20 protein-coding genes are annotated in these 22724 nt (G+C 66.4%); 13 read left to right on the top strand and 7 right to left on the bottom strand.

Annotation, left to right across the window (positions count from 1 at the left end):
* Nucleotides 1–30: 30 nt before the first annotated feature.
* The 7 genes from APT63_09140 to APT63_09110 all read left to right on the top strand — a co-directional run bounded on the left by APT63_09140 (nt 31) and on the right by APT63_09110 (nt 8374).
* A complete protein-coding gene (locus tag APT63_09140; protein AMA45780.1) occupies nt 31–1314 on the top strand; it encodes an oxidoreductase in 1284 nt (427 codons plus the stop codon).
* A gap of 14 nt (nt 1315–1328) precedes the next feature.
* Nucleotides 1329–2243, top strand: a complete 915-nt coding sequence (locus APT63_09135; GenBank protein ID AMA47837.1) for an alpha/beta hydrolase — start codon at nt 1329–1331, stop codon at nt 2241–2243.
* Complete coding sequence (locus tag APT63_09130; GenBank protein ID AMA45779.1) at nt 2231–2461, top strand: hypothetical protein; 231 nt, start codon at nt 2231–2233, stop codon at nt 2459–2461. The genes APT63_09135 and APT63_09130 overlap by 13 nt, the downstream gene beginning before the upstream one ends.
* Nucleotides 2462–2543: 82 nt before the next feature.
* Nucleotides 2544–2765, top strand: coding sequence for a hypothetical protein (locus tag APT63_09125; GenBank protein AMA45778.1), 222 nt, complete (start codon nt 2544–2546; stop codon nt 2763–2765).
* Between the two features lie 1490 nt (nt 2766–4255).
* Complete coding sequence (locus tag APT63_09120; GenBank protein ID AMA45777.1) at nt 4256–4765, top strand: hypothetical protein; 510 nt, start codon at nt 4256–4258, stop codon at nt 4763–4765.
* 455 nt (nt 4766–5220) lie between these two features.
* Nucleotides 5221–6855, top strand: a complete 1635-nt coding sequence (locus tag APT63_09115) for an ABC transporter (protein ID AMA45776.1) — start codon at nt 5221–5223, stop codon at nt 6853–6855.
* Between the two features lie 97 nt (nt 6856–6952).
* A complete protein-coding gene (locus APT63_09110) occupies nt 6953–8374 on the top strand; it encodes a GntR family transcriptional regulator (GenBank protein ID AMA45775.1) in 1422 nt (473 codons plus the stop codon).
* A 21-nt stretch (nt 8375–8395) separates the two neighbouring features.
* Here the strand turns inward: APT63_09110 and APT63_09105 are convergent, their stop codons facing one another.
* The gene (locus tag APT63_09105; GenBank protein AMA45774.1) at nt 8396–9004 is read right to left on the bottom strand and encodes a LexA family transcriptional regulator; all 609 of its coding nucleotides are present in this window, start codon (nt 9002–9004) and stop codon (nt 8396–8398) included.
* A 103-nt stretch (nt 9005–9107) separates the two neighbouring features.
* Between APT63_09105 and APT63_09100 the strand changes: the two genes are divergently transcribed.
* Nucleotides 9108–9776 carry a haloacid dehalogenase gene (locus tag APT63_09100; GenBank protein AMA45773.1) on the top strand — a complete coding sequence of 223 codons (669 nt, stop codon included), beginning with the start codon at nt 9108–9110 and terminating at the stop codon, nt 9774–9776.
* Between the two features lie 281 nt (nt 9777–10057).
* Here the strand turns inward: APT63_09100 and APT63_09095 are convergent, their stop codons facing one another.
* Nucleotides 10058–10849, bottom strand: coding sequence for an inositol monophosphatase (locus APT63_09095; GenBank protein ID AMA45772.1), 792 nt, complete (start codon nt 10847–10849; stop codon nt 10058–10060).
* 84 nt (nt 10850–10933) lie between these two features.
* Nucleotides 10934–11554 (bottom strand): lysine transporter LysE, encoded by a 621-nt coding sequence (locus APT63_09090; protein ID AMA45771.1) that lies wholly within the window; start codon nt 11552–11554, stop codon nt 10934–10936.
* A 206-nt stretch (nt 11555–11760) separates the two neighbouring features.
* On the opposite strand from APT63_09090, the gene APT63_09085 reads away from it, so the two are divergent.
* The 3 genes from APT63_09085 (at nt 11761) to APT63_09075 (ending at nt 13793) form a co-directional block, all read left to right on the top strand.
* Nucleotides 11761–12258 carry a GNAT family acetyltransferase gene (locus APT63_09085; GenBank protein AMA45770.1) on the top strand — a complete coding sequence of 166 codons (498 nt, stop codon included), beginning with the start codon at nt 11761–11763 and terminating at the stop codon, nt 12256–12258.
* 80 nt (nt 12259–12338) lie between these two features.
* On the top strand, nt 12339–12908 hold the full coding sequence (locus tag APT63_09080) for an acetyltransferase (protein ID AMA45769.1): 570 nt from the start codon (nt 12339–12341) through the stop codon (nt 12906–12908).
* A gap of 63 nt (nt 12909–12971) precedes the next feature.
* On the top strand, nt 12972–13793 hold the full coding sequence (locus APT63_09075; GenBank protein ID AMA45768.1) for an oxidoreductase: 822 nt from the start codon (nt 12972–12974) through the stop codon (nt 13791–13793).
* A 494-nt stretch (nt 13794–14287) separates the two neighbouring features.
* Here APT63_09075 and emrB read toward each other — a convergent pair whose 3' ends face one another.
* From emrB to APT63_09060, 3 genes are read right to left on the bottom strand one after another with little or no spacing between them, the layout of a single operon-like run.
* Nucleotides 14288–15823, bottom strand: coding sequence for a multidrug resistance protein B (gene emrB / locus APT63_09070; protein AMA45767.1), 1536 nt, complete (start codon nt 15821–15823; stop codon nt 14288–14290).
* Complete coding sequence (locus APT63_09065) at nt 15820–17016, bottom strand: hemolysin D (protein AMA45766.1); 1197 nt, start codon at nt 17014–17016, stop codon at nt 15820–15822. The genes emrB and APT63_09065 overlap by 4 nt, the downstream gene beginning before the upstream one ends.
* 36 nt (nt 17017–17052) lie before the next feature.
* On the bottom strand, nt 17053–17526 hold the full coding sequence (locus APT63_09060) for a MarR family transcriptional regulator (protein AMA45765.1): 474 nt from the start codon (nt 17524–17526) through the stop codon (nt 17053–17055).
* A gap of 310 nt (nt 17527–17836) precedes the next feature.
* On the opposite strand from APT63_09060, the gene APT63_09055 reads away from it, so the two are divergent.
* Nucleotides 17837–18847, top strand: a complete 1011-nt coding sequence (locus tag APT63_09055; GenBank protein ID AMA45764.1) for a peptide ABC transporter substrate-binding protein — start codon at nt 17837–17839, stop codon at nt 18845–18847.
* Nucleotides 18848–18855: 8 nt separating this feature from the next.
* Here the strand turns inward: APT63_09055 and APT63_09050 are convergent, their stop codons facing one another.
* Entirely contained in the window at nt 18856–20175 is a 1320-nt protein-coding gene (locus tag APT63_09050; GenBank protein AMA45763.1) for a sodium:proton antiporter, read from the bottom strand.
* A gap of 317 nt (nt 20176–20492) precedes the next feature.
* Between APT63_09050 and APT63_09045 the strand changes: the two genes are divergently transcribed.
* Nucleotides 20493–22640 (top strand): chemotaxis protein, encoded by a 2148-nt coding sequence (locus APT63_09045; protein ID AMA45762.1) that lies wholly within the window; start codon nt 20493–20495, stop codon nt 22638–22640.
* Nucleotides 22641–22724: the final 84 nt, after the last annotated feature.

The following is a 22724-nucleotide window of genomic DNA, read 5'->3' as shown; positions in this document are numbered from 1 at the left end:
GCCACGGAATACACCCGCGAGGACGCTCAGATGACCTGCAAGCCCCCAGAACTCAACCGTCGCAGCCTGTGCAAATGGATGGCCGTCGGTGCCTCCACCGCGGCCCTGGCGCCGCAGGTCATGGCCCAGGCCTACACGCCACCGACACCGGTGGACGTCGGCACGGTGGAAGGAGGACAGGTGAAATTTCCAGCCTGGCGCGGGCCTGCCGACTCGCCCTCCTCGCCGCCGCCGGCGCCGCTGCCTCCCGAGCAGCGTGTCGGGTTCGCCATCGTCGGGCTGGGTCGGTTGTCGCTCGAAGAAATTCTTCCGGCGTTTGCCCAGTCGCTCTATGCCAAGCCGGTGGCCTTGGTCTCCGGCACCCCGGACAAGCTGCAGGCCGTGGCCAAGCAGTACGGCATCAAGCCCGAAGCCTGCTACAGCTATCAGGACTTCGACCGCATCCGCGACAACCCCGACGTGCAGGTGGTGTACATCGTCCTGCCCAATGCCATGCACCTGGAGTTCTGCGAACGGGCGGCCAAGGCCGGCAAGCATGTGCTGACCGAAAAGCCGATGGCGATCAGTTCCCAGCAAGGGCAGGCGATGGTCGAGGCGTGTCGCCAGGCCAAGGTCAAGCTGATGGTCGCCTACCGCATCCAGTACGAGCCCTACAACCTGCACGTCAAGCAGCTCGTGCGCGACAAGACCCATGGCCGGCTGGTGGCCTACCACGGCGTCAACACGCAGACCGTGGCCCAGGATGGCGAACGCCAGTGGCGCCACAAGAAAGACATGGCCGGCGGTGGTTCGCTGGTGGACATCGGCCTGTACTGCCTCAATACGGCACGCTTCATCACCGGCGAAGAGCCGATCGAGGTCTATGCCAGCCTGTATTCCCCCGCAGGCGATCCGCGTTTCGCCGAAGTCGAGGAAACGGTCCAGTTCACCTTGCGCTTCCCGTCGCACACGGTGGCCAACTGCCTGACCAGTTATGGCGGTCGCGACGACAAGTACCAGCGCCTGAACCTGGAAACCGCCGTGCTCGACATGCCCAATGCCTTCGCCTATCAAGGCCAGCGCCTGTCGGTCATCGAGCGCGCGGACGACGCCACGCGCAATGGCGAGATCACCCTGCAGCCGAAAAACCAGTTCACCCAAGAGCTCGATCACATGGCCGACTGCGTGCTGCACGACCGCGAGCCGCATACGCCGGGTGAAGAAGGGGTGCAGGACCATAAACTGATGGAAGCCATCTACGAAAGCGCCCGCACCGGTCAGCCGGTCAGGCTGCCGGTGGTGGAAGGTCTGGATCGGTTCCGAGGCAAGGCGTGATGACCGAGCGAAACCTGCAGCGGATCCAGGCCGGCGTGCTGAGCGTTGCCTACCGTGACGAAGGTCCGCGGGATGCACCCGTGGCGGTGTTGCTCCACGGCTTCCCCTACGATGTCCATGCCTACGATGAGGTCGTGCCGCGCCTGACCGCGCAGGGCGTGCGCTGTGTGGTGCCGTTCCTGCGCGGGTATGGCGGCACGCGGTTCCTGGACCCTGGCACCCTGCGCTCCGGTGAGCAGGCGGCGCTGGGGGCCGATCTGCTGGCGCTGCTCGACGCGCTAGCGATCGAGCGTGCGGTGCTGGCCGGCTATGACTGGGGCGGTCGGGCCGCCTGCGTGGTCGCGGCCCTGTGGCCCGAGCGAGTGGTGGGTCTGGTCAGTGCCGAGCCCGGTTACAACATCCAGAACATCGCGACGGCGAGTCGTCCGACGGAGCCTGAAGCCGAACACCGCTTGTGGTACCAGTACTACCTGCACGGCGAACGCGGCAAGGCAGGCCTGCACGCCCATCGCCGTGCCTTCTGCCAACTGCTCTGGCGCCAGTGGTCGCCGTCCTGGGCCTTCGACGAGGCCACCTACCTTGCAACGGCCAAGGCCTTCGAACACCCGGACTTCGTCGAGGTGGTAGTCCATTCCTATCGCCACCGGTTCGGTCTGGTGGCGGGCGACCCTGCCTATTCGTCCATCGAGGCGCACCTGGCGCTGCAACCGACGATCGAGGTACCCAGCATCCTGCTGGCCGGTGCCGACGATGGCGTCGCCCCGCCCCAGCGTGACGCCGATGCGCGGCGCGGTTTTCGCCAGGTGCTGCAACGGCAAGTACTGCCGGGCATTGGCCACAACGTTCCACAAGAAGCGCCTGAGGCCTTCGCCAACGCGGTCACCGCTCTCTTCACTCACACAAGGGTAACGCTGCCATGGACCCGATAAGCGCACTGGATGACAACCTGGCCCGTATCGCCCGCCTGGCTGAACAGTTGGAACAGCAGCTGGCGCCCTGCCCGGTTTCGCAGATGCGTCTCTACGCGTGGGTGGCCGAATGGACCCGCACCGCCGATGGTTTGCGTGCAGCCGAGCGGTTGCTGCCCAAGCTGCCGCAAGCGCTGTGCGACGACTACCTGGCCTGGGTGCATGGCGGTGCGCATTGAAGTCCGTGCCTGGCAGGCTCCACGCTTGAACTCTGCCGGGCGTGCGCGTCTCTAACGCCTAACCGAACACTGGAGAGCCAGCATGAGCGATGACAAAGACACCTCACAACGCCCGAATGACGCCGTCCCGACCGATGTCGAGGGCAATGAGGTCAACGTGGCCGAACGCGTGATGCGCGAAGACCATGGCGCGGTCAGGACCGCCGGTGAAGTGGTGCCGCCCGTGGGCACCAAGGTGATGGAGCAGAGCACCGAGGCTATCAACGAAAAGACGGCCGAGGTGGAGCGCAAGCTCAACCGCTGATGCCCGTGCGCCATGCTGCCTGTAGGGCCATGGCGCTTATTCCTGTCGCCGCTCTCGCTATCATCTTTTGACAGCCTCCGCCCTCCTTGCAATGACAGCGGCGAAGACTTGGCACTCATCGTCGGCAAGCCGACTCCCACACTGACCTGGTTGCCGGGGTCATCTCTACTCACCTGCCGATCCGCAATCGCCCAAGGCTTGCCAGAGCACGCTTGCCAATGATGACAGCAGTGCAGGCACCGCCCCTGACCATCCGATACCTTCGGTTGCCCATGCTATCTGTGGGAGTCCGCCCGCCGCCTTGGCGCCGCGCTGTCGCGCAGAAAACATGTCGATAGCTGGCAGGATTCTGAGCTTCCTTGCTAACCGATTTTAGGGCCGCTTTGCGGCCCATCGCGGCCGGTCCGGCGCCCCGGCTGGGGCCGCTCCTACACCCGTAGCCCCACCGCGGGGTTGCAGCCTATAGCGGTCATCTGTGGGAGATTCTATGGTTTCTGTCTAGTGCTGATATAGGCCGATCGCGGCACTGGGCCGCTCACACCCGTAGCCCCACCGCGGGGTTGCAGGCTATCGCGGTCACCTGTGGGCTTTTGCGAGAGCACGCTTGCCAACGATGACAGCAGTGCAGGCACCGCCCCTGGCCACCTTATACCTTCGGTTGCCTAGGCTACCTGTGGGAGTCCGCCCGCCGCCTTGGCGCCGCGCTGTCGCGCAGAGAACATGTCGATAGTTAGCAGGGTCCGGGGCTTTACTGCTCATCGATTTAGGGCCGCTTTGCGGCCCATCGCGGCACTGGGGCCGCTCCTACACCCGTAGCCCCACCGCAGGGTTGCAGGCTATCGCGGTCACCTGTGGGAGCGGCCCCAGTGCCGCGATTGGGCCCGCAGGGCCCACAAGATTCTAAAATTATTTCCTTTGAAATCAGCAGGCTCTTTTGTTCTATAGAAGCTGGCTTGCCAGCGATGGCGGCGGTGCAGGCACCGCCCCTGACCGCCTGATACCCTCGGTCGCCCAGCCCCCTGTGGGAGCTGGCTTGCCAGCGATAGCGGCGGCGCAAGCACCGCCTATGTCAATCATGCCGCAGTGACCTGCTTATCTACTTACCCTGGCCAGATCCGCCTCAGGACGGCATCTCATCCTGCATGTCCTCGTCCTCTGGCTCATTCTCGTTGACCTGCCGGCGCGAGGCCGGCTTCTCGGGATCGTTGATGAAGGGAACGCCACTCGGGCCTTGCTCTTCGGTACCAGCTGTTTCGGGATTCATGGGATTTTCCTTTTCTGTGAGATGCCATCCATTGGAACCTGGGAAGCCGGCAGTGGTTCGCACGCCCTGCACGACGCATAGTCTTCCCACCTTTCTATGCACGCGATGGTTATCAGCATAGGCCCGACAGGTATTTTACAAAGTGTTTCGAATCATCCTAAGGTGCCTACCTTGTCCTGGGCACCGCCTCGTGCGCAGCCCTTCACTCCAGATCACGAGCCTACCCATGACCGTCCATGCCCTCGAACGCCCGACCGCTCCGCTGCTCGACCCTACCGCCTTCAAGCAGGCCATGCGCAATACCGCCGCCTCGGTGAACGTGATTACCTGCGCGGGTGAAGATGGCGACTACGGCATGACCGCCACGGCCTTCACCTCGATCACCGCCGACCCACCGACCGTGCTGATCGCCATCAACCAGTCGGCCAGCCTGCACGCCCAGCTGCTGGTGCAGCGACGCTTCTGCGTCAACGTGCTCCGCGCCGACGCCCAGGAACTGGCCAGCGACTTTGCCGGGCGTCTGCCGCCTGAACAGCGTTTCGGCGAGCATGCCTGGCACCGCCTGCCCAGCGGCAATCCGGCTTTGGAAGCGAGCAGCGCGGGGTTCGACTGCGAGGTGCGGGAGCTGTCCCAGGTCGGTTCGCACCTGGTGATCATTGCCGAGGTGCAGCATTGCTGGCACTCGGCGCATGCACCATTGCTGTATTCCAATGGGCGGTATGGGCAGTTTGCGTGAGATGCAGGCGGCGACTGGGCTGGCCCTATCGCTGGCAAGCCAGCTCCCACAGGCACCTGTTTCAAGCAGACAGCAGCGTGAGGGTTCAGCCTTTTGTGGGGGTGGGCTTGCCCGCGATGCAGGTGGCGAATGGGTAGGCCCTATCGCTGGCAAGCCAATTCCCATAGGCACTTGGTTCAAGCAGACAGCACCGTGAGGATGCAGCCTTTTGTGGAGCCCTGCCGGGGCACCGGACCGACCGCGATCGGCTCCGCCAGGGACCCTAAAGTCCGCCACGCCGAAGCCGCAGATCCCCACGACTCACTTCCCTCGACAGCACTTCTGTCCTAGCATCGGTCCCGAATCCTCGGTCAGGCATGACCACTCGGCCAGCGACGTGCTGGCCGTCCGTTGCCTCTTTTCTGTAACGAACTCAGCATGAGGCGGCGTCAAAACCCATCGGATCGGGAGTCTCCATGAGCCACGACACCGCCACCTTGATCGTCAAGGACCTCACCCTGCGCCTGCCTGACGGCAGCGCATTGTTCTCGGGCCTGAACGCGACCTTCTGCCGCCAGTTCACCGGCATCGTCGGCCCCAACGGCAGCGGCAAGTCGATGCTGGCGGCGCTCATGGCAGGACGCCTGAATCCCAGCGAGGGCAGCGTGCAGTGCACCGGCAGCATAGGCTACCTGCCGCAATGGCTGACACCGTTCGATGGCACCGTCGCCGACCTGCTCGGTGTGCGCACGGCCCTGGAAGCCCTGGCGCGGATCGAAGCCGGCGCCTGCGACCCGGCGCTGTTCGACCTGCTCGACGATCGCTGGAACCTGCCGGGGGACGTGCAGGCCTGCCTGGCCCGGCTTGGCCTGGCCCATCTGCCGCTCGACCGGCCCAGCAGTGCCCTGAGCGGCGGTGAAACCGTGCGCTTGATGCTGGCAGGGCTGCGCCTTGGCGGAGCCCGCATCCTGATTCTGGACGAGCCGACCAACCACCTGGACCGTGCTGCGCGCCAGCAACTGAATGAGGAACTGGCACAGGGCAATGAGACCCGTATCGTCATCTCCCATGACCGGGCCTTGCTGGAGCAGGCCGACCGTATCCTGGAACTGCGCAGCGACGCCCTGGTGACCTACAGCGGCGGCTACAGCCGCTACCGCGAGCAGCGCCAGGCCGAGCAGCGCACCGCTCAGGCAGCCCTGATCAAGGCGCGCACCGCCCGTGAAAGCGTCGAGCAGCAGATTGCCAGCGCGCGTCAGCGCGAGGCCCAACGCGCCAGCCATGGGCGCAAGGTAGCGCGTGCCACCGGCACCCCAGCCATCGTCGCCAACGCCCAGGCCGAGCGCGCCGAGCAGCACAGCGGCCATCAGCGCATCCAGCAGGCACGCCTCAGCCAGGCCGCTCATGAGCGGGTCGAGCAGGCCCGCGCGAACGTCGAACCGATGCGTCCGAGCCAGCTGACCACCCCGACCGGCCAGGTCGCCAATGGGGCCCAGGTGGTCACGTTGGCGCAGTGCGAGCTGCCCTACGGCCCTGCCGCCAGCCGATGCCTCGATCTCAGCCTGCAGGGCCCGGTGCGGGTGGGCGTGATCGGGCCCAATGGCTGCGGCAAATCGACCTTGCTCAAGGTCATGGCCGGCGTACTGGCGCCGACCTGGGGCGACGCGCGGCACATCGCGCGGACGCACCTGATCGATCAGCACGCGCAGACCTTCGCCGCCGACCTGTGCATCAAGCAGGTGCTTCGTCAGGCGCTGGGCATGGCCGAGGAAGGCCGTCTGCGACAGGTCTTCGCCAATGCAGGGCTCGACGCCCGGCAGATGGCCACGCCCTTCGGCCAGCTCAGCGGCGGCGAACGCCTGCGTGCAGCGCTCGCCTGGTTGGCCGGGGGCCCTGAGAACACCCAGCTGCTGTTGCTCGACGAGGTCAACAACCACCTCGATCTTGCCGCCCTGGAGGCCGTCGAGCAGTTGCTCAGGCAGTTCAGGGGCGCGTTGATCGTGAGCGCCCACGACGCCGACTTCCTTCAGGCCCTGGCGCTGACGCACCAGCTGGTATGGACGCCAACGGGGTGGCGCTACGGGCCATGGCCAGGGGGAGCCTGGATCTGATCCGCTTTCAACGTCGCCAGCTGCATCTGTACTGCGCGGCAGCGACGGGGCATAGTGCGGTCACCCCTCCTTTGCCCCGCTGCCCCAGAGCCTGCCCATGAAACGCTACGAACGCTTCGCCGACGACATCGCCGAACTGATCCGCTCCGGCGTGCTCGGCCCTGGCCAACGGGTACCGTCGGTGCGCTATGCCAGCCAGGCCCATGGGGTCAGCCCTTCGACGGTGTTCCAGGCCTACTACCTGCTCGAGCGCCGTGGCCTGATCCGCGCCCGGCCGCGTTCGGGCTACTACGTCAACGCGCACCTGGCGCAGCCGTTTCACGAACCCTCGCAACCGACCCTCACCCGCCAGTCCACCGAGGTGGACGTCAGCGGCTTGGTGTTTTCCATCCTCGATTCGATGAAGGACCCGGCCACCGTGCCCTTCGGTTCGGCCTTCCCCAGCCCGACACTGTTCCCCTTGCAGCGCCTGGCGCGTTCACTGGCCAGCGCCAGCCGGGCCATGGACCCGCGCGTGGTGGTCACCGACCTGTCGCCGGGCAACCCGCACCTGCGCCGGCAGATCGCCCTGCGCTACATGGTCGGCGGGCTGGTGCTGCCCATCGAAGAGCTGCTGATCACCAACGGTGCGCTGGAAGCGCTGAACCTGTGTCTGCAGGCTGTCACCGTGCCGGGCGATCTGGTGGCGATCGAAGCGCCGGCCTTCTATGCCTGCCTGCAGATCCTCGAACGCCTGAAGCTCAAGGCCATCGAGATCCCGGTGCACCCGCGCGAAGGCATGGACCTCGACGCGTTGTCCCAGGCCTTGCAGACCCACCCGATCAAGGCAGTCTGGAGCATGACCAATTTCCAGAACCCGATGGGCGCCAGCATGCCCGAGGCCCGCAAGCAGGCGCTGGTGGCGTTGCTGCGCGAGCATCAGGTGCCGCTGATCGAGGACGATGTCTACGCCGAGCTGTACTACGCGGCGCAGGCCCCCAAGCCGGCCAAGGCGTTCGACACCGAAGGGCTGGTGCTGCACTGCGGCTCCTTCGCCAAGAGCCTGGCACCGGGCTATCGCATCGGCTGGGTCGCGGCCGGGCGGTTTGCGCCCCAGGTCGAGCGGCTCAAACTGATGACCTCGCTGTGCGCCTCGATGCCGGCCCAGGCGGCCATCGCCGATTACCTTCAGCACGGGGGCTACGACCGCCACCTGCGCCGTCTGCGCCATGCCCTGGAAAGCCAGCAGGCCAGCATGCGCGCGGCGGTAGCGCGGTATTTTCCGCCACAGACGCGGGTCAGCCAGCCCAGCGGCGGCTATTTCCTGTGGCTGGAGCTGCCCGAGCAGGTGGATTCGCTCGCGCTGTTCCGCATCGCCCTGGCCCAGGGCATCAGCCTGGCGCCGGGACCGATCTTCTCGCCCACCCGAGGCTTCGCCCACTGCATCCGGCTGAACTACGGCATGCCGTGGACGGCGGTCGAGGAACAGGCCATGGCGACCCTCGGGCAGATCATCCGCTCGCTGCTGGACAAGGCCTGAAACGGCCCACTGGCGAGCCCGTCAGTCGCGTCGCAGCAGGCCGCAGTAGATGCCCTCGATGACGAATTCGCGCTCCGGGCCGATCTCGATGGGCGGGTAGTCGGGGTTGCGCGCCAGCAGGCGATAACCCTCCGGGCCACGGTGCAGGCGCTTGATGGTCACCTCGCCGTCCAGGCGTGCGACGACGATCTGCCCCTCGTGCGCCTCGCCCTGCTGACGAATGCCGACCAGGTCGCCGTCGCAGATGCCGTCGCCGATCATCGAATCGCCGCGCACCTTGAGCAGGTAGTCCGGGGTACGCCGGAACAGGCTGGGGTCGATGTGGAGCTGTTCATGCAGGTCCACGTCCGGACCGATCGGCGCGCCCGCCGCGACCCGTCCGAGCACGGGCAGTTCGAGCATTTCTGGGCGGCGCAGGGGTTCGGCCAGGCGGATGCCGCGGGCCTGGTTCGGCGTGACGTGGATGAAGCCGGCCTGGCACAGCGCGGTGACGTGCTTGCGCGCCACGCTGCGCGAGGCGAAACCGAAGCGCTCGGCAATGTCGGCCAGGCTCGGTGACTGGCCGTGGTCGACGATACGTTCGCGGATGAAGGCGAGAATCGCCTGGCGTTTGGGGGTCAAGGTGTCCATGGCGCACGGTTGTACCCTGTTCGCGGCGAACTGACCAGCCCCTTCGCGAGCCGGTTTCGCTATGATGGTCGGCCTTCCATCCCTGACGTTGTCTGGAGAGCTGATGCTGAGCGCCCTGCTGTTCGATCTCGACGGCACCATGACCGATACCGACACCCTGCACCTGCAGGCCTTCCGACGCCTGCTCCATGAGTACGACGGCCGTGAACTCAGCGAAACCCAGTTCAAGGCGCAGATCAGTGGCCAGGGCAACGGTCCGTTGTTCGCCCGTCTGTTCCCCGAACTCGATAGCGAGCGTCAGCAGGCCTTGGCGGCGCACAAGGAAGCGCTGTTCCGCGAGCTGTCGCCCACGCTCGAGCCGATGCCAGGCCTGGTGCGCCTGCTGGACGAGGCCAAGGCGCAGGGCATCGGCCTGTGCGTGGTGACCAATGCGCCGCGCCTGAACGCCGAGCACATGCTCGAGGCCATGGGGCTGCGTGCACGCTTCGAACACGTCCTGGCGGCCGAAGACATCGCCCGCCCCAAGCCTGATCCCCTGCCCTACCAGACCGGCCTGGCACGACTCGGCGCCGAGCCTGGACAGGCGCTGGTGTTCGAGGACTCGCTGCCGGGCGTGAAGGCCGGCAAGGCAGCGGGTGTGTTCACCGTGGCGCTGTGCACCACGCAGCGGGCCGAGGACCTGCACGAGGCAGGGGCAGACCTGGTGATAGAGGATTTCGAGGACGCGCGGTTGTGGGCGGTGATCGAGCGGATGGAGGCAGATCGTCGATAAGGCGATCCTCTGGTCGGTTGTCGCGGGCCTTGAGGGAGCAGGCTTGCCCGCGATGGCTCCGATTCTACCCGCGACGCAGGCGGCGCCTGACAAGGCCCTATCGCTGGCAAGCCAGCTCCCACCCAGATCTCGGCAGCCGTCGGTTTAAGCATAGCTGCGCAAGCAGCTTGTGGGAGCGGGCTTGCCCGCGATGGCGTCCAATCCGTTACCGCCTGCATCGCAGGCAAGCCTCCCACAAAGGCGTAAGCACGAAGCCATCCACCCCTTGCCTGCTTACCGAATCACAGCGCCCCGCGCAACAGCGCTACCACCTGCTCGTGCAGCGCCGGATCGCCACAGGCCACCACGCACCCACCGTGCTGCGCGGTCCCGCCGTCCCAGGCGGTCATCACGCCGCCTGCGCCTTCGACGATGGGCATCAGCGCCTGGACGTCGTAGGGCTGCAAGCTGGCTTCGACGATGACGTCGACGAACCCCGACGCCAGCATGCAGTAGGCGTAGCAATCCCCGCCATAGCGCATCAGCCGCGCCTGCCCGGCTACCGTGTCGAACGCCTGACGGCGGGCCGGGGTGTCGAACATGTCGGGCGTGGTGCACATCAGGGTGGCCGAGGCCAGGTCCGTGCAGCGCCGGGTCTTGAGCACGGTGTCGCCTCGCCAGGCGCCCTCGGGGGTGCCGATGAAGCGCTCGCCGGTGAACGGCTGGTTCATCACCCCGAGCACTGGGCGGGTGCCGTCGTTGAGGGCGATCAGGGTGCCCCACAGGGGTAGGCCGGTGATGAACGCGCGGGTGCCGTCGATGGGGTCGAGCACCCAGGTCAGTGGACTGCTGCCGATGACCGCGCCCTGCTCCTCGCCGAGGATGCCGTGCTCGGGATACTCGGCCTGGATCAAGGCGCGCAGGGCGGCCTCGGCGGCCTGGTCGGCGACAGTGACCGGATCGTACAGGCGCCCGCCCTTGTCCTCGACCGCCAGGTCGGCACGAAAGTACGGCTGGATCGCCGCTGCGGCCGCCTCGGCCAGGCGTTCGGCGAAAACGCGGTACTCACGGATCTGTTCAGCGCTCAAGGACATGGCCAGGGCCTCGTTCGAAGGAAAGGGAGCGCATCATACCCCACTCCCCCGCCCGGCCAACCATGGCGCCCCACTGCTGAAGGCTCAGGAGAAACCCGCGTCCATGAACAGCAAGGGGTACAGCGAGATCACCAGCAGCGCCGCCATCAACAGGTTGAACAGCGTCAACCAGCGTGGGTTGCGCAACAGGTTGCGCAGCGCGCTGCCGAACATCACCCAGATCCCCACGCTCGGCAGGTTGACCAGGGCGAACAGTGCGGCGATGACGATGACGTTGGTCACGTAGCCCTGGGCCGGCGTGTAGGTGGTGATCGCACCGATCGCCATGACCCAGGCCTTGGGGTTGACCCACTGGAAGGCCGCCGCGCCGAGGAAGCTCAGGGGTTTGCGGGCACCTGGCGCGTCGTTGGCCATCGGCCCGGAGGTGGCGATCTTCCAGGCCAGGTAGAGCAGGTAGGCCGCGCCGGCGAAGCGCAAGGCGGTGTAGGCCGGCGGCCAGGCCTTGAACACTTCGCCCAGGCCGAACCCCACCGCCAGCACCAGCACCATGAAGCCCAGGCTGATCCCCAGGGCATGGGGGATCGAGCGACGCACGCCGAAGTTGACGCCCGAGGCCAGCAGCATGGTGTTGTTGGGCCCAGGGGTGATCGAGGAGACGAAAGCGAACAGCACGAAGGCGCTGAGCAGGTCGAAGGAATCGAGCATGGCGGCGTGTTCCAGAGCGTTTTGTTGGAGTCGTTCCACGGTAAAGGACGGCACGCGCGCCAGACCCATACAGTTGCCTACTAACGCAGCCGTACACTTCACTGTATCTATCCCGCGGTGGCGCGTGCGGCCAATGTGCGCGTTCGGTCTCGGCAAGCGCGGTGCGGGTCGCTACCATGGCAGGCTGTCCAACCAGGAAGTTGACCATGAGCCTGTCCATCCGCCCCGCCCACCGCGCCGACGCCGCGCAGATCCTCTCCTTCATCACCGAGCTGGCCGAGTACGAGCGCGCTCGCCATGAGGTGATCGCGACTGTAGCCGACATCGAGCGCACACTGTTCGACGACGGCGCCACGACCCGCAGCCTGATCTGCGAACGCGACGGCCAGGCGATCGGTTTTGCCGTGTACTTCTACAGCTACTCCACCTGGCTGGGCCGCCACGGCATCTACCTGGAAGACCTGTACGTGACGCCCGAGCAGCGCGGGGGCGGCGCCGGGCGCACGCTGCTGCAGCACATCGCCCGTGAAGCCGTGGCCAACGGTTGCGGCCGCCTGGAATGGAGCGTGCTGGACTGGAACACCCCGGCGATCGGCTTCTACGAAGCCGTGGGCGCCAGGGCCCAGGACGAGTGGATTCGCTACCGGCTGGAAGGCGATGGGCTGGTGGCCTTCTCCGAAGGCCGCGCCGTTTCGGGCGATTGAGCCTGGCTCTTCCCTGCGCCGCACCTTGGCATGGCCCTGGGTGCCTTGCCCTCACTGACGCCTTACCCTCCGGAGCCCCCATGATCCACATCCGCCCCATGACCGAGGACGATTTCGTCCTCTTCTGGCCCACCTTCCAGACCATCGTCGCCGCTGGCGATACCTATGCCCTGGACCCGGCGATGACCTTCGAGCAGGCTCGGCACCTGTGGCTCGAGCTGCCCCTGCGCACGCTGGTCGCCGAAGCGGACGGCCAGCTGCTGGGCAGCTATTACCTCAAGCGCAACGCCGCCGGCCCCGGTGCCCATGTCGGCAACTGCGGCTACATGGTCTGCGAATCGGGGCGCGGCCGTGGGGTGGCCCGGGCGATGTGCGAGCACTCGCAGAAACTGGCTCGCCAGGAGGGTTTACTGGCCTTGCAGTTCAACTGCGTGGTGGCTACCAACGAGGTGGCGGTGGCGCTGTGGACCAAGCTTGGCTTCGACACCGTCGGGCGCCTGCCACGGGTGTTCCGTCATGCCCAGTTGGGGCTGGTCGATGGCCTGGTGATGTACAAGTGGCTGGCCGATGACCCGGTGGTGGAGACTCCGCCCCTGCTGATCGGCCGCAAGAACATCGAGGCCCGCGTGTCGCGCCGTCGCGGCCGCTGAAGGGAGCATTGCCCGCAGCGTGCTGTCCACTGCCACGCCAATAGAGGATTGCAGGAGGTGGACATGCGTCACGTGAAGCTTGCCGGCCGTGCGGTGCCGGTGATCGGCCAGGGTACCTGGTACATGGGCGAGGACTCGACCCGTCGGGCGGCCGAGGTGGCGGCCTTGCAACAGGGGATCGAGCACGGCATGACCCTGATCGACACGGCGGAGATGTATGCCGAAGGCGGCGCCGAGACGGTGGTCGGCCAGGCCATCGCCGGACGTCGCGACCAGGTGACCCTGGTCAGCAAGGTCTACCCGCACAACGCCAGCCGCCAGGGCGTGGCGGCAGCCTGCGAACGCAGCCTGCGGCGGCTGGGCACCGAGTGCATCGACCTCTACCTGCTGCACTGGCGCGGTCGCTACCCGCTGGAGGAAACCGTCGAGGCCTTCGAGCGGCTGCGCGAACAGGGCAAGATCGAGCGCTGGGGCGTGTCGAACTTCGATGTCGAAGATCTGGAGGAACTGGACAACCCGGACTGTGCGACCAACCAGGTGCTGTACAACCCGGTGGAGCGCGGGATCGAGTTCGACCTGCTGCCGTGGAGCCGTGCGCGACACCTGCCGACCATGGCCTATTGCCCGTTGGCCCAGGCGGGTCAGTTGCTGGGGCATCCAGTGCTGGCACAGATCGCCGAGCGGCATGGCGTGACGGCTGCGCAGGTAAGCCTGGCGTGGGTGACGCGGGAGGACGGGGTGATCGCCATACCGAAGGCCGTGGACCCGGTGCATGTGCGATTGAATGCAGCTGCGGGTGAGCTGGTGCTCGATGCGCAGGATCTGGCGGCGATCGATCAGGCGTTTCCGGCGCCGACGCGTAAGCAGCGGTTGGCGGTCGTGTGAGGGAGTAGCGCGGTAAGATCTGGGTAAGCTGATGGCTCAGGGTGGCTGACTTGCGGCCCCTGCGGGCCCGATCGCGGCACTGGGGCCGCTCCCACACCCGTAGTGGCATCGGGGTGAATCAGACTGCGTGATTGTCTCTATCGTGGGAGGATCTGGCGGCGATCGATCGGGCGTTTCCGGCACCGACGCGCAAGCAGCGGTTGGCGATGGTGTGAGGCGGGGTGCGAAGATCTGGTTAAGCTGATGGCTCGGGGTGGCTGACTTGCGGCCCCTGCGGGCCCGATCGCGGCACTGGGGCCGCTCCCACACCCGTAGCGCCACCGCGGGGTTGCAGGCTATCGCGGTCACCTGTGGGAGCGGCCCCAGTGCCGCGATCGGGCCCGCAGGGGCCGTAAAATCAGCCCCTCCATCTGTCAGGCATCACGCACCCAAGCCGCCCTTCTCTCTCAAACTACCCTGGCCAACACCCCACGACGCCCTTTCCCTCAACCGCCTCAATGCCCCCCCGACCCCGGCGCCGGCTTGGCGCTGAATGGGGGTTTGGCGAACCACACCAACAGGATCAACCCGGCGAACACCCAGGTCATCATCATGAAGTAATCCACCGTCGACATCATGTACGCCTGCCCATTGAGGATCTGTTCCAGCTGGGCGTAACTCTGCCCATTGGCGCCCCCGAGGGTCTCCAGGGCATGCCGGGTCGCCGGGTCGTAGGTGCTGATGTGCTCGCTCAGGTACGCATGGTGCTGATCGGCCCGGCGGATCCAGATCCAGGTGGTCAACGAGGCGGCGAAGCTGCCACCCAGCGTACGCAGGAACGTCGCCAGGCCCGAACCGTCGGCGATCTGCTGGGGCGGCAGGTCCGAGAGCAGGATGCTCAGGGTCGGCATGAAGAACAGCGCCACGCCGATCCCCATGAACATCTGCACCAAGGCGATGTGCGTGAAGTCCACCTGATCGGTGAACCCGGCGCGCATGTAGCAGCTGCCGCCGATGGCGAGGAACGCCAGCGCCGCCAGCACGCGCAGGTCGAAGCGGTGGGCGTACTTGCCGACGAAGGGCGACATGATCACAGGCAGCAGGCCGATCGGTGCCACGGCCAGGCCTGCCCAGGTGGCGGTGTAGCCCATCTGCGTCTGCAACCACTGCGGCAGGATCAGGTTGATGCCGAAGAACCCGGCATAGCCGCCCACCAGCACAATGGTGCCGACGCGGAAGTTGCGGTGGGTGAACAGGCGCAGGTTGACGATCGGGTGGCGGTCGGTCAGTTCCCAGATCACGAAGCCGATCAGGAACACCAGCGAGATCAGGCTGCCGACGATGATGAACGGCGACTCGAACCAGTCCAGGTCGTTACCCTTGTCGAGCACCACCTGCAAGGCGCCGACCCCGACGATCAGGGTCAACAGGCCGATGTAGTCCATCGGCTGGCGGCTGGTGACCACTGGCCGGTCGCGCATCTGCTGGCGCACCACGGCGGCGGCGAACAGACCGATCGGCACGTTGATGAAGAAGATCCACGGCCAGCTGTAGCTGTCGGTGATCCAGCCCCCGAGAATCGGCCCGGCAATCGGCGCCACCACCGTGACCATGGCCAGCAGCGCCAGGGCCATGCCGCGCTTGGCCGGGGGATAGACGGCGATCAGCAAGGTCTGGGTCATCGGGTACAACGGCCCGGCGACCACCCCTTGCAGCACGCGAAAGCCCACCAGCTCGGGCATCGACTGGGCGATGCCGCAGAGGAACGAGGCCAGCACGAAGAGCAAGGTGGCCCAGATGAACAGCTTGACCTCGCCGAAGCGTCGGCTCAGCCAACCGGTCAGCGGCAAGGCGATGGCGTTGCTGACGGCGAACGAGGTGATCACCCAGGTGCCCTGCTCGTAGCTGACCCCCAGGTTGCCGGAGATGGTCGGCAAGGCGACGTTGGCGATCGTCGTGTCGAGCACCTGCATGAAGGTCGCCAGCGACAGACCGATGGTGGTCAGCAGCAGGCTCGGCGGGGTGAACTGGGCCGGCGCGCTCTGGCTCATCGGGACGCCGACTTGCCGCTGGCGGCGCTGTTCTCGCGGATCAGGCGGCTGATCAGCTGGTCGGCCTCGGCCAGCTGCTGGTCATACACCTGGGTGGCGAACGGCGCCTGGCGCGGCGGTTGCTGGGCCAGGGTCGGGCCGCTCTGGTCATGCAGGTCGACTTCGGCCACGGTGGACAGGCCGATGCGCAGCGGGTGCTGCTGCAACTGCTCGCGGTCCAGATGGATGCGCACCGGTACACGCTGGACGATCTTGATCCAGTTGCCGGTGGCGTTCTGCGCCGGCAGCAGGGCGAAGGCGCTGCCGGTCCCGGCACCCAGGCTTTCGACCGTGCCCTTGTAGACGATGTCGTCGCCATACAGGTCGGCGGTGACATCCACCGGCTGGCCGATGCGCATGTCGCGCAGCTGAGTCTCTTTGAAGTTGGCGTCGATCCACACCTCGTCCAGCGGAATCACCGCCATGGTCGCTGCGCCCGGCTGCAGGCGCTGGCCCAGCTGCACGGTGCGCTTGGCGACATGGCCGGTCACCGGCGCCACCAGGGTGGTACGAGCATGGGCGAGATAGGCCTGACGCAGGTCGGCGGCGGCGGCCATCACGTCGGGATGGGAGGCCACCACGGTGTCGTCGACCAGGGCCGTGCTGGTGGCCAGCTGCTGACGGGCGTTGTCCAGGCCGCTTTGCGCGCTGGTCAGGTCATCCTGAGCGTGCGACAGCTCCTCGGCGGCGATCGCACCGCTGGAAGCCAGCTCCTTGCGTCGGTTGTAATTGTCGCGGGCCGTCTTCAGCTGGGCCTGGCGGCTTTGCACCTGGGCCTTGAGCGCGTCGACGTTGCTGTACAGCCCCCGCACCTGGCGCACGGTACGGGCCAGATTGGCCTCGGCCGACTGCAAGGCCACTTCGCTGTCGCTCGGGTCGAAGGTGAGCAATACCTGGCCAGCCTGCACCAGGTCGCCATCATCGGCGCCGATGCGGGTCACGGTGCCGGTCACCAGGGGGGTGATCTCGACCACGTTGCCGCTGACGTAGGCATCGTCGGTGCTTTCGTACCAGCGTCCGACGAGCGAATACCAGGCCCAGAAACCGGCTGCACCGAGGATCACGAGCAGCAGCAGGCCCAGCAGCAGCACCTTGCGCTTGCGCGAGGACTGGGGCGCCGGGGGAGTAGAAGAAGTGTCCGCAGGAGTGGCCATGGCGATACCTTGGGAAGAAGTCGAATCAGGAAAAGGTCAGCGGTCGCCGAAGCGGCGCAGGGTCAATGGGTCACCGGCGTTGCACAGCACCTTGGCCAGCAGACGTTCGAGCGTCTGCAGCTCGTCGATCTCGAGTACCCCGACCAGGTCGTTCATCGCCGCCGCGCCGATCTCCGGCAGGCGGTCGGCCAGGGCCTGACCGTCTTCGGTCAGCTCCAGGCGTACCACGCGCCGATCGGTCGGGCAGCGCTGCCGTCGCACCAGGCCCTTGTGCTCCAGACGATCGAGCATGCGCGTCATCGAACCGCTGTCCAGGCCCAGGTAGCGGCACACCTCGGCGGGCGTGTCGACCTGGTACTGGGTCACGATGATCAGCACCTTGAACTGCGCCGCCGTGACGCCGAAGGGTTCGAGGTGGCCGTCCAGGACACGGTCCTTGAGCAGCGCGGCACGCCCCAGCAACAGGCCGATGGCACAGTGCGAGAAGTTTTCTGACGTGAAATGGGACAAAGGGCACCTGCACAGCGGCGACGATCGATGAATACGCATCGCGCCTAGACGAACGTGGACATAAGGTCAATCGGCTCCATGCCCTGCACCTGCCCGAAAACACGCAGGAATATGTGTGCAAATATTACTGCTTAGGCAGTGAATGTCAAACAGGTTATTAGCTCGCTATCTATCTAACGATGGACGGCGAACTGAGCGAGCTGTCTGTAGGCCTCTGCCCTTAAAAAAAATTTAAATGAGAGCAATTCACGGCGTTCTCGGTTCTCGCTGGCAACCCCCATGGGTAGAATGCGCAAAAACTGGAGTTGCGATGATCCCCGACCGCCCGACCTGCAGCGAACAAGACGCCATCACCGACGCCGCCGCGTACTGGTGCATGCGCCTGCATGCGCCCGACTGCAGCCGGCTCGAGCGTCAGGCGTTCGCCCGCTGGCTCGATGAAGACCCGCGGCACGCCGTCGAGTACCGCGCCATGGAGCAGATCTGGCACACCACCGACCTGCTGCCGCGCACCCCGTTCGTGCTGGAACCCGATCCGGTCGAATCGCCTCGTCGCCCGCGTGCGACCCCACTGCGTCGCCTGGCGACCGCGGCCGTCATCGGCCTGCTGGGGCTGCCGCTGGCCGCCTGGATCGGTTGGGAACATGGCTGGGTGCCCAATGCCTACCAGCACCTGGAAAGCACCGACCAGGTCCGCAGCGTGCGCCTGAGCGATGGCAGCCAGGTGGAACTGAACCTGGACACCGAGCTGCGCTTCTTCAATTTCAAGGACCAGCGCCGGGTGGCGCTGATCAAGGGCGAGGCGTTCTTCGAGGTCAGCCACGACAGCGCCCACCCGTTCATCGTGCGCGCCGGCAGCGGCCAGACACGCGTGACCGGGACGCGCTTCAACGTGTGGAAGTACAAGGACCAGGTCAAGGTGACCCTGGTCGAGGGCTCGGTACAGGTCAGCAGCGATGGTGAGACCGGTGGCTATCGCCTGGACCCCGGCATGCAGGCGCACTACCAGGCCGGTGACTTCGAACCGCAGCTGAGCCAGACCCAGGACCACGGCAACAGCCTGGCCTGGCGCAACGGGCGTCTGGTGCTCGACGACCTGACCCTGGCCGAGGCCCTGCCGTCGATCAACCGCTACCTGGCCAAGCCGCTGCGCCTGGCCGACCGCAGCGTGGGGCAGATCCGCATCAGTGGCACCTACAGCACCCATGATGTCGAAGGCCTGGTGCGCACCCTGCCCAAGGTGCTGCCGGTCTACCTGACCCGCAGCCAGGACGGCAGCACCGTCCTCAACCGCATCTCCCCTGCCCCCTCACGCGGCTGACGGCGGGTTCAGAGCACCATCGCCGCCATCCAGCCGAAGGCCAGCAGGGGCACGTTGTAGTGGATGAAGGTCGGCACCACGGTGTCCCAGATGTGGTGATGCTGCCCGTCGACGTTGAGCCCCGAGGTCGGACCGAGGGTCGAGTCGGACGCTGGCGAGCCGGCATCGCCCAGGGCGCCGGCGGTGCCGACGATGCACACGGTGGCCAGCGGGTCGAAGCCCAACTGCACGCACAGCGGCACGAAGATCGCGGCCAGGATTGGCACGGTGGAGAACGACGAGCCGATGCCCATGGTCACCAGCAACCCCACCAGCAGCATGAGCAAGGCGCCAAGACCCTTGCTGTGGTTGATCCATTCTGCAGCGCTGGTGACCAGGGCCTGGACGTCGCCGGTGGCCTTCATGACCTCGGCGAAGCCCGAGGCGGTGATCAGGATGAAGCCGATCATGGCCATCATCTTCATGCCTTCGGTGAACAGGTCATCGGTGTCCTTCCAGCGCACGATGCCCGACAGCGAGAAGATCAGAAAGCCTGCCATGGCGCCGATGATCATCGAATCCAGCCAGAGCTGCACGACGAACGCCAAGACGATGGCGATGCCCGCCACCAGCAGGGTCATGGGGTTGTAGCGAACGGCGACCTGCTCGACCTGCTCGATGCGCGACAGGTCGTACTCGCGCTTGCGCCGGTAGCTGATGAACACCGCCACCAGCAGCCCAACCAGCATGCCGGTGGCCGGAAGGGCCATGGCGTGGGTCACGTTGATGCCGCTGATGTCGACGCCGGCGCGGCTGACGTTGGCCAGCAGGATCTGGTTGAGGAAGATGTTGCCGAAGCCCACCGGCAGGAAGATGTACGGCGTGATCAGGCCGAAGGTCATCACGCACGCGATCAGGCGTCGGTCGATCTTCAGTCGGGTGAGCACGTACAGCAGCGGCGGCACCAGCAGCGGAATGAAGGCGATGTGGATCGGCAGCACGTTCTGCGAGGCGATCGCGACCATCAGCAGCAGGCCGATGAGCAGCCATTTGACCTTGCCCCCTTCGGCATGCCCTTGCAGGTCGATCATGCGCAGGGCGCGGTCGGCCAGGGCGTGGGCCAGTCCGGACTTGGCGATGGCCACGGCGAAGGCGCCGAGCAGCGCGTAGGACAAGGCCACCGTGGCCCCGCCCCCGAGACCACCGTTGAAGGCCGCCAGCGTGCCCTCGATGCCCAGCCCACCGACCAGGCCCCCGGTCAGCGCACCGACGATCAGCGCGATGACGACGTGCACGCGGGACAGGCTCAGCACCAGCATGACGCTGACCGCGGCAATGACTGCATTCATGAACGGATCTACCTCTTGCGACGAATGAAAAGCGACGGGTTGCCTGTACCTGGACGTTCGCGGACGGCTGAACGTTAGCGCCAAGGGACCGTGACACCGCCCAGCGACCAGGAAAGCGCCGACAGGGTGCGAACGGCCCGGCCAGGCGCGGGTGCAGCCTTGGGCTGCCACGCCAAGGCCCAGGAACGGGTTTCACGAAGGGCGCACACTCTGAAGCAGGGCACCCTGGATGTCAAAGTCATGACGGTCATCAAGATTGCCCGTACACGGCCGATACGCCGTCATGCCGATTTGAAACTCACCAAGGGGCTCGCTTCATGCCACTGCGTCAACTGTCCATCCAATGGAAGATCACCCTGCTGGCCGGGCTATGCCTGGCAGCCATCGTCACGCTGCTGGTCGGCCTGTCTCTCTACCGCATGGACCACACCAGCGACCTGGTCAAGGCCAGCAGCACGCAGATGCTGACCCAGGCGGCCCAGGCGCGCATCGAGGCCGAGGGCACGGTGCAGGCCCAGAACATCCGCCGTCAGTTCACCGAGGCGTACCATTACGGTGCAGGCTATGTGCGGCAGGTGCTGTTCCTGCGCGAGCAGGCCAGCAAGCGCGGCATCGACGCCCGCGAGCTGCGTCAGGAACTGGCCGCGCTCGTGCAGAACGCGCTGCGTGGCAAACCCGAGTTGCTGGGCCTGTCGCTGGTGTTCCAGCCGGACGGACTGGACAACCAGGATGCACGGTTCGCTGACCAGGCCGCCCTGGGCAGCAACCCTCAGGGGCGTTTCGCGCTGTACTGGTCACAACCGCGGGCCGGGCAACTGACCGCCACCACCCTGCCGGAAAGCGACATGACCGACACCCGCGTCGGCCCCAGCGGCGAGCCGGCCAACACCTGGTGGGCCTGCCCGAATCGCACGCGCCAGGTGTGCGTGAGCGAACCCTATTTCTATGAAGTGGAAGGCCAGCAGGTGCTGATGACCAGCATCGTGTTCCCGCTGATGGTCGCCGATCGGGTGATGGGGACCCTGTCGGTGGACATCAACCTGAACAGCCTGCAGGCGCTCAGCGAAGAAGCCAGCCGCGGCCTGTACGAAGGCCGTACCCGCGTGGGCATCCTCAGCCCGGGCGGGTTGCTGGCTGGCTACAGTGGCGATGCCAGCAAGCTGGCCACGCGCTTCGACCAGGTGGACACCGCCCAGGGCGCCGAGCTGACGCGCCTGCTGGGCGAAGGCAAGCCGATGAGCCTGGTGCAGGATGCCGATCACCTCAAGGTACTGGCGACCTTCGCGCCGATCCCGGGTGGCAAGCGTTGGGGCGTGATGCTGGATGCGCCCAAGCAAGTCCTGACCGAACCGGCCGATGCGCTGGAGCAGGAACTCGACCAGTTGAACACCCAGGGCACCTGGCTGGAACTGGCCCTGGGCATCGGTGCGGCCTTGCTGGGCCTGCTGCTGGTCTGGCTGCTGGCGCGCGGCGTGACCCGGCCGATCCTCGGCGTGGCAGCGATGCTCAAGGACATCGCCAGCGGCGAAGGCGACCTCACCCGCCGTCTGCAATACGCCAAGCAGGACGAGCTGGGCCAGCTGGCCGGCTGGTTCAACCGCTTCCTGGACAAGTTGCAGCCGATCGTGGCCGAGGTGAAGCAGTCGGTGACCGCTGCCCGTGGCAACGCCGAGCAGTCGGCAGCCATCGCCAGCCAGACCAGCGCCGGCATGGAACAGCAGTTCCGCCAGGTCGACCAGGCTGCTACCGCTTCGCAGGAGATGAGCGCCACCGCCCAGGACGTGGCCCGCAGTGCGGCCCAGGCCGCACAAGCCGCACGCGAAGCCGATCAGGCGACCCGCGAAGGCCTGGCGGTGATCGACCGCACCACCACCGGCATCGATGCTTTGGCCCACGAGATGAACAGCGCCATGGACCAGGTCGGCGGCCTGGCCCGCAACAGCGAACAGATCGGCAGCGTACTGGAAGTGATCCGCTCGATCGCCGAGCAGACCAACCTGCTGGCCCTCAACGCGGCGATCGAGGCCGCCCGTGCCGGTGAAGCCGGTCGCGGGTTCGCCGTGGTCGCCGACGAGGTGCGCAACCTGGCGCGGCGTACCCAGGAGTCGGTGGAAGAGACCCGGCAGGTCATCGAAGCCTTGCAGGCCGGCACCCACGACGTGGTTTCGGCCATGGAAGGCAGCCACCGCCAGGCGCAGGACAGCGTCGAGCAGGTGAACCATGCCGTGAGCGCCCTACAGCGCATCGGCGAGGCGGTCAGCGTGATCAGCGACATGAACCTGCAGATCGCCAGCGCGGCCGAGGAGCAGAGCGCGGTGGCCGAAGAGATCAACCACAACATCGCCACCATCCGCGACGTGACCGAGTCGCTGTCCGAACAGGCCGGCGAAGCGGCGCGGGTCAGCCAGTCGCTCAATGGGCTGGCCAATCAGCAGCAGGGGTTGATGGATCAGTTCAGGGTGTAAGGCAGGCGGTGGTGCGGGCGGCGTGTCGAGGCTCAAGCGGCAGGCTTGGCATCGCCTGCACCGCCCTCATCGCGGGCAAGCCCG

Source organism: Pseudomonas monteilii, assembly GCA_001534745.1.
GTDB lineage: Bacteria > Pseudomonadota > Gammaproteobacteria > Pseudomonadales > Pseudomonadaceae > Aquipseudomonas > Aquipseudomonas alabamensis.
This window is presented reverse-complemented; position numbering and strand designations above follow the sequence as displayed.